3 protein-coding genes are annotated in these 16,394 nt (G+C 74.7%); all 3 read right to left on the bottom strand.

The features are described from left to right. Positions 1-15: 15 nt before the first annotated feature. Genes ACIA3K_RS20955 through ACIA3K_RS20945 form a run of 3 tightly spaced genes read right to left on the bottom strand, consistent with a single transcriptional unit; the run spans position 16 to position 16,293 of the window. Positions 16-1,755 (bottom strand): NAD(P)/FAD-dependent oxidoreductase, encoded by a 1,740-nt coding sequence (locus ACIA3K_RS20955; protein WP_396803039.1) that lies wholly within the window; start codon positions 1,753-1,755, stop codon positions 16-18. Positions 1,756-1,760: 5 nt separating this feature from the next. Further along, positions 1,761-8,444, bottom strand: a complete 6,684-nt coding sequence (locus ACIA3K_RS20950; RefSeq protein WP_396803038.1) for a thioester reductase domain-containing protein — start codon at positions 8,442-8,444, stop codon at positions 1,761-1,763. 1 nt (position 8,445) lies between these two features. After that, on the bottom strand, positions 8,446-16,293 hold the full coding sequence (locus ACIA3K_RS20945) for a type I polyketide synthase (RefSeq protein ID WP_396803037.1): 7,848 nt from the start codon (positions 16,291-16,293) through the stop codon (positions 8,446-8,448). Between the last annotated feature and the right edge of the window lie 101 nt (positions 16,294-16,394).

Below are 16,394 nucleotides of genomic sequence, written 5' to 3'. Positions count from 1 at the left end.
CCTTATCCATTGGATTCACTTCGGCGTCGGGACGCGGAGTCGCTTGCCGACCACGGGCCAGCGCGCGAGGAGATGCTTGAGTTCCTCGCCGACGGCGAACTCGCCGGGCGAGAAGCGCTTCTTCATGAAGAGGGTCAGGCCGTCGTACGTGAGGTCGCCGACGGCCTTCGGCGCCTTCTTGCGGGCCCAGCGCAGGGTCTTGCCGATCTCGAAGAAGTTGGCGTCGGTCCACTGGTTGTCCGGGTCGGCCAGGCCCCACGCGGGCGGCACGAAGTCCGCCTCACGCAGCAGCCGCAGCAGCTCGGCGGCCGTCTCACCGGAGTCGGCCCGCCCCTCCTGCACGGCTCGGGTCATGTCGTTGACCTGCTGCAACAGGACCATGACCGCGCCGTACGGCGAGTCCTGCGGGATGACCCGTCCCCGCCACCACGGCCGCTCCAGCGGGGCCAGCACCGCCGGGTCGCGGGTGTCCAGGAAACGGGCGTACGCCCGGTTCACCTCGAAGGTGGCGATGAACTGCCCGAGCGACCAGATCCGGAACCAGGCGTCCCACAGCCGCCAGTCACCGAACGACGTGTACGCATTGGCGACCAGGTCGTCGTTGAAGTCCAGCAGACCCTGCTCGAACTCCTGCATGTACTCGAACCGCTCGACCGAGAAGTCGTCGTCCTCGATCGCGGAAAGCAGCCGGTGCACCAGCGCGTGCATCGTCTCCAGTGAGTTCGACAGCCCTCGGGAGAACAGCGGGTCCAGGAAGCCGGCCGCGTGCGAGGTCAGGCACCACCGGTAGCCGACGGTCTGCCGCGACGAGTACTGCAGCCGGCCGGTGCGGGTCCAGTCCCGCACCGATCGGGCCTCGGCGAACTGCGGCTCGATGTCCGGGTACTGCGCGATGAACCGGCGGAACTCCTCCTCCGGGGTGCAGTCCGGCACCGGGTGGATCCGTGGGTCGAGTTGCAGGCCGACGCTGCACAGGTCGTTGGTGCCCCGCAGGTGGTTGTCGAACGGGATCACCCACATCCAGCCGCCCCGGAACAGGTGGTGCAGCGTGCCGTCGTGCCAGGGGCTGGGGTGCCCGTACCGGGACTTGGGGGCCAGTTCGTCGTACGGCCGGATGCCGACCATGTGGGTGAACAGCGACCGCGACTGGTGTCGGAACCGGGTCGGCTCCTCCCGCAGGCCGAACTGCTCGGCCAGCACCGAGCGGAAGCCGCTGGCGTCGACCACGAACTTGGCCCGGAAGTGGCCGCCGGTGTGCTTCAGCGTCGCGCCGTCGTCGTCGATCTCCACGCCGGTGATCCGCACCTGCTGGCGGACCGTGGTGCCGTACTTGGCGGCCACCGTGAGCATCCAGTTGTCGATGTCCTGGCGGTAGAAGTGGCTCTCGGTGTGGGTGACCTTGGGAATCGGGAACATGTGGGTCTCGCGCGGGTCCTGGCGCTCCCCCGGCCGGTGGTAGACGAACCCGAAGTTGCGCTTGACCCCGGACGTCGTATTGATCTTGGACTGGACGCCCTCGAAGGTGGACAGCCACTTGATCTCGGGAACCCCGTACCGCTCACTGACCAGCCGCATCATCATCGACGTCGCCGGAATGGTCGACTCGCCGATGGCGAACCGCGGATGGGTCGTGCCGTCGACGATCAGCACCTTGGCGCCGTTGCGGGCCAGGCAGGCGGCCAGCATGGTGCCGGACAGGCCGGACCCGATGATCGCGACGTCGTACTCCGGCGTACTGCGCGGATGATCAGTCATGTCGTTCAAGCTCCTTCATCGGCCGCTGTGGGAGCGGGCAGGTAGCCGGTCCGCACCATCCAGCGCAGGTAGATGTCGAGTAGGTCGTCGTCCAACGGCGGGCACCGGACGTCGGTGCCCCGCAGTTGTTCCTCGGTGTTGTCGACGCCGTAGTGGACGGCCTCCTCGCCGCCGACCACGAACTCCTGGACCACCGGCATGACCGGGTGCAGTTCGTTCGTGCCGACGGCGTAGGTCGCCTTGAGCGCCTGCCACCACTCCTCGACAGGTACGACCTCGACCGCGAAGCCGTGCCGACGCAGCGCGCGCACCACGTCCGCGAAGAGTGCCTTGTACGGGCTCACCAGGTGGTACGTGCCACCCAGAGCCGGGCCGTACCGGGAGATGTGCACCAGGGCGCCCGCCACGTAGTCGACGGGCGTCATCTCCACCTTGATGTCGATGTCCGGCGCCAATCCGAGCTGCACACAGCCCTTCATGACCCGGGTGGTGAAGTGGGTGGTCAGGCTCGCGCCGGTACGCGAGTCGCCCAGCACCCGGCCCGGCCGGTAGATGTCGGCCGGCACGCCGCGCGCGCGGGCCAGCTCGACCAGCCGCTCCGCGGCCCACTTGGTCTGCACGTATCCGGTCACCAGCCGACCGGCCGAGGCGATGTCGTCGTCCTCGCCGACGACGTCGCGGCCGGGGGCCGGAAGGCCCCAGATGCCGTACGTCGAGACGTGGTGGACCGCGGTCGGCCGCCCACGCGCGGCCAACCGCAGGATCTCCTCGGTGCCCGTGACGTTGTCCGGCCGGAGCTGCTGGTAGTTGTAACCGAAGTGCACCCGGGCGCCGCAGTGGTAGATGCCGTCCAGCAGGTCGGCGAGTTCGTCGTACCGCTCGGCGGACAGGCCCAACCCGGGTCGGGCCAGGTCACCGGGCAGCACCGTGATCCGGTCGACGGCGGTGGCCGGCAGGGGGAGGTAACGCTCCATGTTGTCCAGCAGCCGCCGCAGGCCGGTCTCCTCGTCGGCACACCGCACCAGGCACCAGACCCGGGCCGTGGTCGATTCGAGCAGGGTGTGCAGCAGGTAGCCGCCCACGAAGCCGGTCGCGCCGGTCAGCAGGACGTGCCGGGGGTCGCGCACCCGGGCCGGCGGTTGGCCGACCACCCGGATGTCCGGCGCGAGAGTCACATCGCCGGCGATCCACGCCGGGTCACTGGCCCGGTCATCCGCCAGGTCGCCGCCGCCCTGGTCCCCGGCGGACGGGACGCCGTCGTCGGCGGACCCGTCGACGGACCGGTCGGTCAGCAGCCCGGCGAACAGGTCGGCCCACTGTGCCGGGGTGGCGAGGGTGAGCAGGTCACCGGCGCGCACGGTGAGGCCGAGATCCCGCCGGCAACGCCGGACGGCGTCCATGACCATGAGCGAGTCCATGCCGCTGGCCAGCACGTCGCTCTCCTCGTCGAGGGCCCCCGAGCCGGCGCCCAGGACGTCCGTCGCCAACTCGACCGCGTACGCGCCGAGCGCCGCCCGCACCCGGCGCGGGTCGCGCTCGGCGCGCAGGCCGGCCAGCAGCGGCGCCTCCGCGACGTCGTCCGCGGCCGGTTCGTCGGCGGTGATGCCGCGCAGCATCGGCCGCTCCGTGCGGGCCTGCATGACCGGCTTGAACACCGACCAGTCGACCGCGCACACCACCCGTTGCGTGGCGTCGCCGGCCGCGAGCGCCGTGAGCAACCGGATGCTCTGCTCGGCCGGCAACGGCCGCAACCCGGTGGCCTTCAGGAACGCCATCACCTCCTCGCCGAAGAGAGCGGAGGGCAGGTCCCACGGGCCCCACGCGACGGACAGGGCCGGCAGGCCGGCGGCGTCGCGGTGCCCCGCCAGCGCGTCGAGGAACGCGTTGCCGGCCGCGTAGCTGGCCAGGTGCTGCGAGCCCCAGGTCGCGGCGATCGACGAGAAGCCGACGAAGAAGTCCAGCTCCACGCCGCGCGTGAGCTGGTGCAGCAGCCAGCCGCCGATCACCTTCGGTCGCCACACCCGCCGGTACGCCGCGTCGGTGGCCGTACGGGCGAACTCGGGCTCGGACACGCCGGCCGCGTGGACGACACCGCGCAGCGGCCGGGGATCGCCCGCCAACGCGGCGAACACGTCGGTCATCGCCGCCTCGTCGACCACGTCGGCGGCGACCACGTCGACGGTGGTCCCCAACCGCTCCAGCCGCCGCACCGCGTCGATCCGCCGCGCGGCCTCCCCGGTCGCGTCCGCCCAACCGTCCCGCTCGGGCAGCGGGGTGCGGGCGAGCAGCACCAGACGGCCGGCGCCGGCGCGGGCCAGCCATTCGGCGACGGTCAGGCCGATTCCGCCGAACGCCCCGGTGATCAGGTACGTGGCCTCGTCGTGGACCGGCGGCCGACGGCGCAGCGCCTCGGGTGGCAGTGGTGGCGCGGGGGTCAGGCGCAGCGCGTACCGATGGTCGGCGCGCAGCGCCTGCTGGTCGTCGTAGCCGTCCTGTGCGTCGGCCGGGCCGACGTCGGACGGGTCGCCGGGGACCAGCCCGCCCGTGGTCAACGCGGCCAGCAGCATCAGGTCCTCGCCGGGTCGGCGCTGCGGGTCCAGGTCGATCGCGCCGCCCCACCGGTCCGCGTGTTCCAGCGCCAGCACCCGGCCCAGGCCCCACAGCGTGCCGGCGACCGGGGCGGCCGCGTCCGGGACGGCGGTCTCCGTGCTCACCCGCAGGGCGGCGCGGGTGACGAGGCTGAGCCGGGCGTCGGCGCACCCCGGGTCGTCGAGCATCGCGCGCAGGAGGGCGAGGGTCGTCAGGTCCGCGCGACCGGCGTACTCCTGAAGGCTCGCGGCGTCGCAGTCCTTGGACGCGGGCGCGTCAAGCCCGGTCAGGACCACCGCGAGCCGGGGACGACCCGGGCCGGCGGACCAGGTGGCGACCAGCTCCTGGACGGCTTCGAAGTCAGGGCGGCAGTCCGGCCCCTGGCCCACCACCGGCGGCGCCGCCACCGTCACGGCGGCATCGCGCTCCCGCAGCAGCGCGGCCAGCCCGGTCACCAGCGCGGCATCCGATCCCGTCGGATCGGCCACCAGCAGGTAGCTCCGTCCGGCCAGGTCGGCCGGCGGCTGCGGGGACGGCCCCGGCAGGGGCACCCAGGTCTGCTCGTAGAGCAGGTCGGCCGGGTCCTCCCAGTGCGCCGGCGCGGGCACCGGCGCGACGGTCACGTCCTGCGCGTACCCGATCGGGACGCCGCCGGCGTCGAGCAGGTCGACGGTGCCGGTCAGCGTGTCGCCGACCGCCCGCAGGGACCCGACGCGGACCCGCACCGCCCGTACGCCGCCCGGGGGCACGACGTCACTCGACGTCGCGGGCGTGCCACCGAGCGCGCCGCAACCGGCCAGTGTCGACCTGACGTCCGGATCGACCGCACCCGCCGCCGTCACCACGACCTGCGCGGCGTCGAGCAGCTCGTGCCAGCCCGCGCCGTCCGGCACCGGGATCTCCGGCGCGGTCTCGACGACGGTGGCCTCGTCGGGGTACGGGCGCTCGGCCGGCCACCGGCGCCGCAGCACCCCGCTGGCGTGGCGGATCCACGGCGCGGCCAGCGCCTCGCGGGCCGCGGTGGCCCCGACCAGCTCCCAGTCGGCCGAGCCGTCGTCCCGCGCCGTGACCGTGAGCCGCAGCTGACCCCGGTCGCCGGTCGGGACCATCGCGTGGACACGCAGATCCTCGGCGCACCGCCACCCGCCACCGAGGCAGTCCGTGGCGGCCCGGACCGCCACGTCCAGCACCGCGCCGAGACCCGGCGACTCGCCGGGCAGCGCCTCGGGCGTCACCTCGTACGCCGGCACGGGCCCGGGCAGGCGGCGGCCGACGCCCGGGATGTCGCCGACCACGGCGGCGGCCCCGGTCTCCTCGGCGGCGACCGGCGCGGACGCCGGCGGGGCGACCGGCCCGACCTCGCGGAACCAGTAGTGCGCGCCGCGCCACGGTGTCGTCGGCAGCGGTACCGCGCGCACGTCCTCGCCCTCGTGGAAGGCCCGCCAGTCGGGGCGTGCACCCCGCAGGCTCACGCTGCCGACCGCGCCGAGCACCTCACGCAGGTCCTCACCGCCCCGCCGCAGGGTGGGCACGAACGCGCAATCCGGCTCGCCGGCGAGCGAGCGGGCCGCGAGGGCCGTCAGCACGGGCGCGGGCCCGAGTTCCACGAAGGTGCGTACGCCCGCGTCGTGCAGCGCGCGCACCCCGTCACGGAAACGGACCGCGCCGGCCGCGTGCCGCAGCCAGTAGTCCGGACCGAGGTCGTCCGCGCCGAGCAGTCGGCCGGTGACGTTCGACGCCAACGGGATGCGCGGCGGGCGGAACGACAGCCCGGCCAGCACCGACCGGAACGGCTCCAGCATGGGTCGGATCAGCGGCGAGTGGAACGCGTGCGACACGGCCAGCCGCCGGGTGCGGACGCCGTCGGTCGCCAGCCGTTCCAGGACGGTGGCCAGATGCGCCGCGTGACCCGAGATCGTGACGTCGCCCGGCCCGTTGACCGCGGCGACGGCGACCGTGTCCGCGTACCCGTCGATGGCCGCGACGGCGACCTCCTCCGCGCAGCCCGCGGCGGCCATCGCGCCGCCCGCCGGCAGCTCGGCCATCAACCGCGCCCGTGCGGCCACCAGCGTCGCGGCGGCGGGCAGGTCCAGCACACCGGCGACGCAGGCGGCGACCAGCTCGCCGACGCTGTGACCGGCCACCGCGGACGGTCGCAGGCCCCAGGAGAGCCACATCTGGGCGAGGGCGTACTCGACCGCGAACAGCGCCGGCTGCGTGTACCGGGTGTCGTCGAGCGGCGTTGGACCGTCGGCCCACAGCACGTCCGCCAACCGGCGGGGCAGCTCGCTGTCGAAGAGCGCCGCGGCCTCCTCGAAGGCCGCGCGGAAGGCGGAGTTTCCCAACAGCCCCCGGGCCATGCCCGGGTACTGGGCGCCCTGGCCGGTGAACAGCCAGGCGACCTTGCGATCGCGGCGGCGGGGCAGCGCGGCGACCGTCAGCCCGCGCGGGTGGCGGCCCTGCGCGTACGCCGACAGGACGTCCGCCAGCTCGTCGGTGTCGGCGGCGGTGACCGCGAGGCCGTGCGTCTGGACCGCCCGGCCGACGTGCGTCGTGTAGCAGGCGTCGGCGAGGGACACCGCGTGCGGCCCGCGCAGCCACCGCGCGTGCCGCTCGGCCGTCTCACGCAGCGCCTCCTCGGTACGCGCCGAGGCCAGGAACAACCCGTACGGCGGCTCAGCACCGGCCCGAACGGCACCGGCCGGCGGCGCCGCCAGCACGACGTGCGCGTTCGTCCCGCTCGCCCCGAAGCTGCTCACCCCGCCGGTGCGCGGATGGCCCCGATCCGGCCACGGCGTGCAGGTCACCGGCACCCGCACGTGCAGGCCGGACCAGTCCAGGTTCGGGTTGGGCTCGCTCAGGTGCAGGTGCGGTGGGATCTCGCCGTTCGACATGGCGAGCACGACCTTGAACAGGCCGGCCATGCCGGCGGCCGGCTCCAGGTGCCCGATGTTCGTCTTCACCGAGCCCACCAGCAGCGGGTCGTCGGGGCGGCGGTGCCGACCGATGACGGCTTCCAGCGAACGCAGCTCGATGGGATCGCCAAGCGAGGTGCCCGTCCCGTGCGCCTCGACGTAGTCCACGCCGTCCGGCCCGACGCCGGCCTGGCTCATGGCCGCGCCGACCACGTCCTGCTGCGCGAGCGGGTTCGGCACGGTGAGGCCGCTGGAGCGACCGTCGTGGTTGACCGCCGAGCCACGGACGACCGCGACGATGGGGTCGTTGTCGGCCAGCGCGGCGGAGAGCCGCTTGAGCACCACGACACCGGCGCCCTCGCCGCGGGCGTAGCCGTCGGCCGACGCGTCGAAGGTCTTGCACCGCCCGTCGGCGGACAGCCCGCGGAACTTGCTCATCATCACGAAGCCGTACGGGGACAGCAGCAGGTTCACCCCGCCCGCCAGCGCCAGGTCGCACTCTCGCAGCCGCAGCGCCTGGCACGCCTCGTGCAGCGCGACCAGCGACGACGAGCAGGAGGTGTCGACGACCTTGCTCGGCCCCCGAAGGCCGAGCAGGTACGAGATGCGGCCGGCCAGGAAGCTGGGCTCGCCGGTGAGCTGGTAGAAGTCGACGTCGTCGATGTCGCCGGCGCTCTGCCGGGCGCGTACGTAGTCGGTCGTGCTCAGTCCGAAGTAGACGCCGGTGCGTGAGCCGTCGAGCCGGTCCGGCGCGTAGCCGGCGCGCTCCAGCCCTTCCCAGCAGATCTCCAGCGCGATGCGGTGCTGCGGGTCCATGCCCAGCGCCTCGCGTGGGGAGATCCCGAACGCCTCCGGCTCGAACCGGTCGACCTGGTCGAGGAAGGCCCCCCGGATCGTGTACGCCTTGCCCGGCGCCTCCGGGTCCGGGTCGAGGTACGCGCGGGCGTCGGCGCGCTCCGCCGGGAACTCCGAGGTCGTGTCCACCCCGTTGCGCAGCAGGGTCCAGAACTCCTCCGGCGAGTGCGCGCCGCCGGGGAACCGGCAGGCCATCCCGACGATGGCGATGGGTTCGTCCAACCAGCCGTCACGGCTGTCGGCCAGGCGGCGGCGCAGGTCCTCGATGGTGCGCAGCGCGTCGGCCATGAGCCGGCGGCTGTCCGGTGTACGCGAAGCGGTCGTCGACATCTCAGCCCCCCTCCGCGAGCGCGGCCGACAGCCGCGCGATCAGCTCGTCCTCGGACATCGCCGCCAGGTCGTCGTCGGCGTCGTCGGGCACTCCGGTCGCCGTGGTGGCCGGCCGGCCGGTCGCCGTGGTCGCCGTGGTGGCGGGCGTGCTCGACCGGGCCGGAGCGGCGGCCGGATCGAGCAGCGTCAGCAGGTGGTCGGTGAGCGCCGCCGCGTTGGGGAACTCGAACGTGAGCGTCGCCGGCAGGTCCACTCCCAGCGCGCGCTCCAGCCAGCCGCGCAGGCTCAACGACATCACCGAGTCCATGCCGAGGTCGAAGAAGCCCTGGTGGGCCAGCACGTCTACCCCGGACGCCTCGCCCAGCACCTCGGCCACCGCGTCGAGCACCGCCTCCAACAGGCGCTCGGCCCGCTGCTCGGCCGGCAGCGCCAGCACGACGGCGGCCAGCGGCGCGACCGGCGGCCCGGCCTCCTGCGATCGGCCGTCGCCCGCCACCGACTCGACGCCCACCTCGGCCAGGAACGCGCGGTCGGCCCGCTCCCGGCACACCCGCGCGTACCGGGGCGCGTCCACGTCCGCCACCGTGACCTGGGTCAGACCCGCCCGGAGCGCCACCTCGAAGGCCTCGCCCACCTCCGCGCCGGTCAGCGGCCGCAGGCCGCTGTCGACCATCACCATCCGATCCCGGCGGGACAGCTCGGCCGGATCGTCGACGGGCATGAACCGCACCACCTGCACGGGTAGACCGGCCTGCTCCCGCGCCGTGGTCACCGCGTCGACCGCGCCCTCGGCGGCGGCCCGCGCGGCCATCCCGGCGGCCCCCCAGACCGCGGCCGCCGCGCCGGTCACGCAGAACAGCGGCGGCGCGAGGTCACGGGTCGCCAGGTCCAGCCGGTGTACGACCTCAGCCCAGCGCAGGGCCGACGACACCACGCCCTCGTCGAGGGTGTCGAGCGGGGCGGCCGGCGCGGGCATGCCGACCAGCAGCACGCCACCGAGCGGGGCGCCCAACGCGTCCGGCGTCAGGACGGCCGCGAGATCCGCCGCGCGTTCTGCCGCCGATCGTTCGTCCGCCCCGCGGTCCGCCGCCGTGAGGTCGATCCGTCGCACCTGCACGCCCGCCGCTGCCAGCTCGGCGAGCCGTACGTTCCCCGGGGACGCGCCGTCGGACGGGGTGGCGTCGGACGGGGTGGCTTCCCCGACGATCAGCCGACGCAGGCCACGGCGTACGAGCACGTCCACGAACGGTCGGCTGGCCGGGTGCAGCGCGTCGGTCACCAGGTACCAGGCGTCCGGATCACAGTCGAGCTCGGGCAGCGCGGTCGGCAGCGGGTCCGCCGTGGACAACCGTCCGGCGTACCAGGCTCCTTCACGCAGGAGCAGCTCGTCCTCGGCCGGATCGGTAGCCGGCCCGCGCGGCGCCGTCAGCGCACCGGCGAGCCCGGCAGCGTCGGCGGGAGTCCAGCCGGCGTCCTGCTGACCCGGGTCGCCGCCCGCCTGGACCGGGTCGCCGCCCGCCTGACGCGGCGCGGTGCCGAGCAGGCGCGGGTCGATGTCGACCAGACCGCCCCACCCGGGCGCGGCCTCCATGGCGAGTACCCGCCCGGCCGCCCACACCGCCGCCTGCGCCGGGTCCGCCTCGCCGGCACCGGTCGGCTGGTACGCCCCGGCGGTGACGACGCGCAACCGCCCGGGCGGCACGTCGAGTCCGGCGCGAAGCTGACGGGCTGCCCGCACGACACCCGCTACCAGGACCTCGACCGGCACGCTGCCGGGTGCGGCCGCCGCGACCAGCACGATTCCGTGGTCCGGCGGAACATCGACCCACGGTGGCAGGTCGCCCTCCCCCACACCGCCGGTCGGCCTACCGCCCCGGTCGTCGTCGCGGCCGGAGCCGGCGGACGGTGGCCGCCAGGTCACCTCGACGCCGGCGAGCCGCAGACCGTCGGCCACCCGCTGACCCGCCTCGACGGACGCGCTCGTGAGCGGGACGACGAGCCACCGCCCGGCCGCCGCCTTCGGGGCGGGCGGCAGGACGCGACGCCAGCGGACGGTGAACGTACGCGCGGCGCAGCGGTCCCGGACGCCGTCGGGCAGGGTGGCGGCGGTGAGAGCCGGAGTGGTCGTGACGGCCGGCGTCGTGGTCGCGGAGGCCGACCGCTCCGCGACGGGTGTCGAACCGGTCGCCGGGTCCGGCGTGTCCGCCCAGTGCCGGCGTCGCTGCCACGGGTAGCGCGGCAGCACCGCCCGGTACGGGCGGCGGCCGAACAGCCGCTCCCAGTGGATGCCGACACCGACCACGTGGAGCTGGGCGACGACGTCGAGGAATCCCTCCGGACGGCCCAGATCCGCCCCGACCGCCAGGAGGCTCGCCTCCCCACCCGCGGCGACGGCCGCGGCGTCCGGCCCGCCGTCGATCGCGAGCCACACCCGCTCCCCCGCCGCCGCGAGCGACGCGGCCAGCGCGTCCCAGCCCGACGCCGGTGACCGCGCGGGCACCGGGTGCGGCCCGGACACCGGCCCGCCGGCCGAGGCCAGCCACAGCACGGGCGCCGAGGACGTGTCGGTGGGTGCCGCCACGGTGACGGTCGTACCGTCGAGCGCCGCGCCGATCGCCCGCGCCCGGTCGAGCGCACCCGCCGCGCACGCCGCCGCCAGCTCACCGACGCCACGTCCGACGACCGCGTCGGGCCGTACCCCGTACGCCTCCCAGACGGCGGTGAGCGCGAGTTGGACGGCCAGCACGGCGGCCGGCGCGCCCCGATCCGCGTCGCCGGCGGTCAGCGCCGTACGCAGCGCGCCGCTGTCGTCCAGCGCGTCCAAGGTGGCCCGGAAGGCGGGCTCGTCGCGATCGAGGGTCCGCCAGTCGACCGGCGCCCGGTCCCCGTACACGAGGACCAGCCGCTCGGCCTCGTCAGACGCCGCGCCCTGGTGCGCGCCGTCGCTTCCGGACAGCCCGGCGGCGAGGTCGGCGATCCCGCGACCGACCACCGCCAGCCGGTGCTCCAGGTGAGCGCGGCGGGTCGCCGCGGCGTGGCAGATGTCGCCGATGTCCCCGCCGGCCCGCGCGGACAGCACGTCGGCGAAGCTCTCCCGCGCGGCGGCCAGGGCGCCGTCTCCGGCGGCCGACAGGACCAGGAGGTGAGCCCGGCCGGAAATGATCGCGCCGGCCGTGGAGGACGCGGCGACGCCCGCTGTCCGGTGCCCGTTCTGCGACGCCGGGGTGGCTGGCCCGCTGAGCACCACGTGGGCGTTGGTCCCGGTGAATCCGAACGCGCTCACCCCGGCGACCCGGGGTCGCCCGCCGGTGGTCGGCCACGCCGTCGTGGAGGTGGTGATCCGCACCGGCAGCCGCGCCCAGTCCACCTGCGGAGTGGGACGAGTGACGTGCAGGTGCGCGGGCAGTTCGCCGTGTCGCAGCGCCAGCGCGGTCTTGATCAGCCCGGCGATACCGGCGGCCGCCTCCAGGTGGCCGATGTTGGTCTTGACGGACCCGACCAGCAGCGGCCGGTCCGGCTGCCGCCCGCCGCCGAGCGCACGCGCCATCGCCCGCAGCTCCACGGCGTCGCCGAGCACCGTGCCGGTGCCGTGCGCCTCCAGGTAGTCCACGTCCGACGCGGCGACGCCGCCGGCGGCGAGCGCCGTGCGGATCAGCTCCTCCTGTGCCTCGCCGCCGGGCACGGTCAGGCCGCCGCTCGCGCCGTTGTGGTTGACCGCGCTGCCCCGGATCACGGCGTAGACCCGGTCGCCGTCGCGCTCGGCCTGCGCGAGTGTCTTGAGCACCACCACGCCGGCGCCCTCACCGCGCCCGTAGCCGTCGGCGCTGGCGTCGAACGTCTTGCAGCGACCGTCGGTCGACAGCGCGCCCGCGGCCGACATGGCCAGGTGCACGGTGGGCCGGACCATCACGTTCACCCCGCCGGCGAGCGCGACGTCGGCCTCACCGGCACGCAGGCTCTGCACGGCCAGGTGCACCGCGACCAGCGACGACGAGCAGGCCGTGTCGATCGCCAGGCTGGGGCCGCGGACGTCCAGGAAGTACGACAACCGGCCGGCCGTGCCGCTGAAGGAGTTGCCCGTGCCGTAGTAGAGGTCGACGTCCCGGGCTCGCCGGGTGAGCAGTTGCTGGTAGTCGGTGGTGTTCATGCCGACGAAGACGCCGACCCGGGCGGATCGCCGGTGCTCGCGCGTGATCCCGGCGTCCTCGAGCGCTTCCCAGGCCACCTCCAGGAAGAGGCGCTGCTGCGGGTCCATGGCCCGGGCCTCCCGGGCCGAGATCCGGAAGAACGCGTTGTCGAACAGGTCGACCCGGTCCAGGAAGCCGCCACGACGGGTGACCACGGTGCCGGGGGCACCGGGCCCGGCACCGAGCAGCGCCTCGGCGTCCCACCGGTCCGCCGGCACGTCGCCGGTGGCGTCGACCCCGTCGGACAGCAGCCGCCAGAACTGCTCGGGACCGTCGGCCCGCGGCAGCCGGCAACCGATGCCCACGATGGCCACCGGCTCGGCCGGCCCACGGACGACCGGCGCGACCGGAACGGCCGCCGCCGGGGCGATCGGCGATGGCTCAGCCGGGCGGGGCGGCTCTGTCGATTCGGCGGGAGGTGGCGGCCCGGCCGGGAGTGCCTCGGCGACGAGGTGGTCGGTGAGGGCGTCGATGGTCGGGTGCTCGATGCCGACGGCAGCCCCGAGGACGGTGCCCAGCTCACGTTCGAGCCGGCTGACGAGCGCGACCAGGGCGAGCGAGTCCATGCCCAGCTCGAAGAAGCCGCGCCCGCGCGCCAGACGGCGGCCGGGCTCGTACCCGAGGGCCTCGGCGACGGCATCGTTGACCAGGGCGGCCATCCGCTCCCGCTCCCCGGGAGTGCGAGCGCGGGTGCCGGCCCCGTTGGTGGCTGCGCGGCCGCCGATGCCGCTCCCGCCACCGCCGACACCCGCGGCACCCGTACCGCCGGCAGTCGCGCCGTTGGCCGCCGCACCGCCGACAGCCTCGCCACCCTGGCCACCGCCGCCGTTGAGGGCGGGGGCCGTCGGCACACCGACCCCGGCCAGCGTCTGTACGACGGTGCCGTCCGGCGCGATGAGGCGTACCTCGGCCCGCAGCTCGCCCAGCGCCACGCCGGCGACGCCAGGGGCACCCTGCGCGGAGCCGACGGCGCCTCCTCGCACCGCCTGCGCCGACGGCGAGGCGACGGACTCGGGGGTCGGCAGCCAGTACCGCTCCTCGGAGAGCCGGACCGGCGGCAGCGGCAGATAGCGCCGACCCTCGCCGTACACCGCCGCCCAGTCCACCGCGACGCCGGCGGTGTACGCCTCGGCGAGGGCCCGGGTCAGGGTCTCCACCGGCGGACGGCCCCGAACCAGGCTGCCGATAGCCGCGCCACGACGGGAGCGGGCCGCGAGTGACGCCGCCAGCGGCCCGGTCAGGACCGGATGCGGACCCAGCTCCACGAAGACCGCCGGCCGCCGGGACAGCAGCCGGTCGATCGCCGGCCAGAACAGCACGGGTTCGCGCACGTTACGGCCCCAGTAGGCCGGCCCGAACTCCGGTACGACGCCGGTCGGGTCGACGCTCGACAGCATCGGCACGCGCGGCTCGGCGATGGTCAGCCCGTCGAGTCGGCGCTCCAACTCGTCGCCGTACGCCGAGACCGCCGGGCTGTGGAACGCGTAGTCGCCGGCCAGCGGCACGCACCGCACCCCGGCGGCGGTCAGGTCGGCCAGCAGCCGGTCCACGGCGGCCGCCGGGCCGGCGACCACGACCGAGCGAGGCCCGTTGACCGCGGCGATCACCACCTCGGCGTACCTCTCGATGGCGGCGGTGACCTCGTCGGCGGAGAGCGCGATGGCGGCCATCCGTCCGCTGCCGGACGCCGGCTGCAACAGCTCTCCCCGCAGCACGATGACCCGCAGCGCGTCCTCCAGCGGCAGCGCGCCGGCCGCGCAGGCCGCGGCAACCTCCCCCATGCTGTGACCGACGACCGAGTCCGGCGGAACACCCCACCGGGCCCAGAGTCGGGAGAGCCCGATCTGGATCGCGAAGATCGCCGGTTGGGCGAACCGGGTCTCGGACAACCGGCTGCCGGTGCGGCGACCCAGCTCGTCCAGCAGCGACCACCCGGCTATCCGCCGGGTCAACGCGTCGCACTCGTCGAGCGTGGCGCGCATCGTCGGGTCGGCGCGGTAGAGGTCGAGACCCATGCCGGGGTACTGCGAGCCCTGGCCGGAGAACACCTGCACCACGTACGCCGGACCGTCGTGCAGCAGTTCGCCGCTGACCGCGCTGGCGGACCGCTCGCCGGCCTGGTGACCGGCCAACGCGCCGCGCAGGTCGGCGGCGCTCGCGCCGGTGACGGCGAGCCGGTGCGTGTGGTGACTGCGCCGGGCGCCGGTGCTGAACAACAGGTCGCCGAGCTGGTCGGGCTCCGCCGTCGTGAGGTCGTCGAGCAGAGCCGCGTGCCGGGTGACCTGGTCGGCCAGGGCCGACTCGGAGGGGCCGGACAGCACCAGCACCGGCCACGACACGGGCGGCGACGGCTGCGCGGCGCGGTCCTCTCCGGGCGCGGCGAGCACGACGTGCACGTTGCTGCCGGACAGACCGAACGCGCTGACGCCGGTGAGGCGGTGAGGTGCGTGGGGCAACGCCGTACGGGTGGTGGGGACCGCCAACCCGGAACCGGACCAGCCGAACCGTGGGGTCGGCTGCGCCAGCTTGATCTGCGGCGGCACCACCCCGGTACGCGCGACCAGCAGGCCTTTGAGCAGGCCGAGGATACCGGCGGCGGAGTCGAGGTGACCGAAGTTGGCCTTGTGCGAGCCGACGAGCAACGGGCGCTCCGGCGCACGTTCGGGACCGAAGACCGCTGCCAACGCGCTGAGCTCGATCGGGTCACCCAGCGGCGTGCCGGTGCTGTGGGCCTCGACGTACGCGATGTCGGCCGGCGACACGTCGGCGTCGCGGAGCGCGTCGCGCAGCAACTGCTCCTGAGCCAGGGCGTTGGGCGCCGTCAGGCCGGCGCTGCGGCCGTCGTGGTTCGTCGCGCTTCCCTTGATCACGCCCCAGATCCGGTCGCCGTCGGCGACGGCGTCCGCGTACCTCTTGAGGACGACGACCGCGCCGCCCTCGCCGCGCACCACGCCGTCGGCGTCCGCGTCGAACGGGCGGCAGAGCCCCTGCGGTGACAGCGCCTGGATACGTCGCATGTAGAGGGTCAGCTCCGGACCGACCATCAGGTTGACCCCACCGGCCAGCGCGGTGTCGCAGTCGCCCGCCGCCAGGGCACGCGCGGCGAGGTGCACCGCCAGCAGCGACGAGGCGCAGGCGGCGGTCAGGGTCATGCACGGCCCGTTCAGACCGAACGTGTACGCCACCCGGCCGGACCCGAAACTGAACTCCTTGCCGCTGGCGTAGTGCGCGCCCACGTGGTCGACGCCGAGGGTGCGGGCGTGCAGGACGGCGTAGTCCATCGCCAGGATGCCGAAGTAGACCCCGGTGTTGCTGCCCTCCCAGGCGGACAGCGGCACGCCGCTGTGCTCCATGGCACGCCAGGCGAGCGTCAGCAGAAGCCGCTGCTGCGGGTCCATCTCGCGCGCCTCGTGGGGCGAGACACCGAAGAACTCGGCGTCGAACAGGTCGATGTCGGGCAGGAACCCGCCGGTGCCGACCGTTTCGAGCGAGGCGGCGCCGGGCCGCCCGGCCGGTACACGACCGGTGACGTCGCGCCCCTCGTCCAGGACGCGCCACAGCGAGTCGAGGCCGTCCACTCCCCCGGGGAACCGGCAACCGACGCCTACCACCGCGATGTCGGTGGCACCTGCCCTGGAGGCTGAGCGACGGTCGCGGCGCATCCCCACGGCACCCCCCACGCGCATCCGTTCGGTGAACTGCAGCGGCCATTCCCCGCCTGATGATTTCCCTGTACGTTGAAGTACATCGGACGAGAAGCGAG

Origin of the sequence: Micromonospora sp. NPDC051543 (assembly GCF_044454415.1) — a bacterium.
Classification (GTDB): Bacteria; Actinomycetota; Actinomycetes; order Mycobacteriales; family Micromonosporaceae; genus Micromonospora.
The sequence above is the reverse complement of the archived record's forward strand: the minus strand, read 5'-3'. Positions and strand labels throughout refer to the sequence as shown.

Bases quoted from the DNA above. Each gene is read 5' to 3' on its own strand.
- ACIA3K_RS20945 (WP_396803037.1), bottom strand. From the start codon at position 16,293: ATGCGCCGCGACCGTCGCTCAGCCTCCAGGGCAGGTGCCACCGACATC.
- ACIA3K_RS20955 (WP_396803039.1), bottom strand. From the start codon at position 1,755: ATGACTGATCATCCGCGCAGTACGCCGGAGTACGACGTCGCGATCATC.
- ACIA3K_RS20950 (WP_396803038.1), bottom strand. From the start codon at position 8,444: ATGTCGACGACCGCTTCGCGTACACCGGACAGCCGCCGGCTCATGGCC.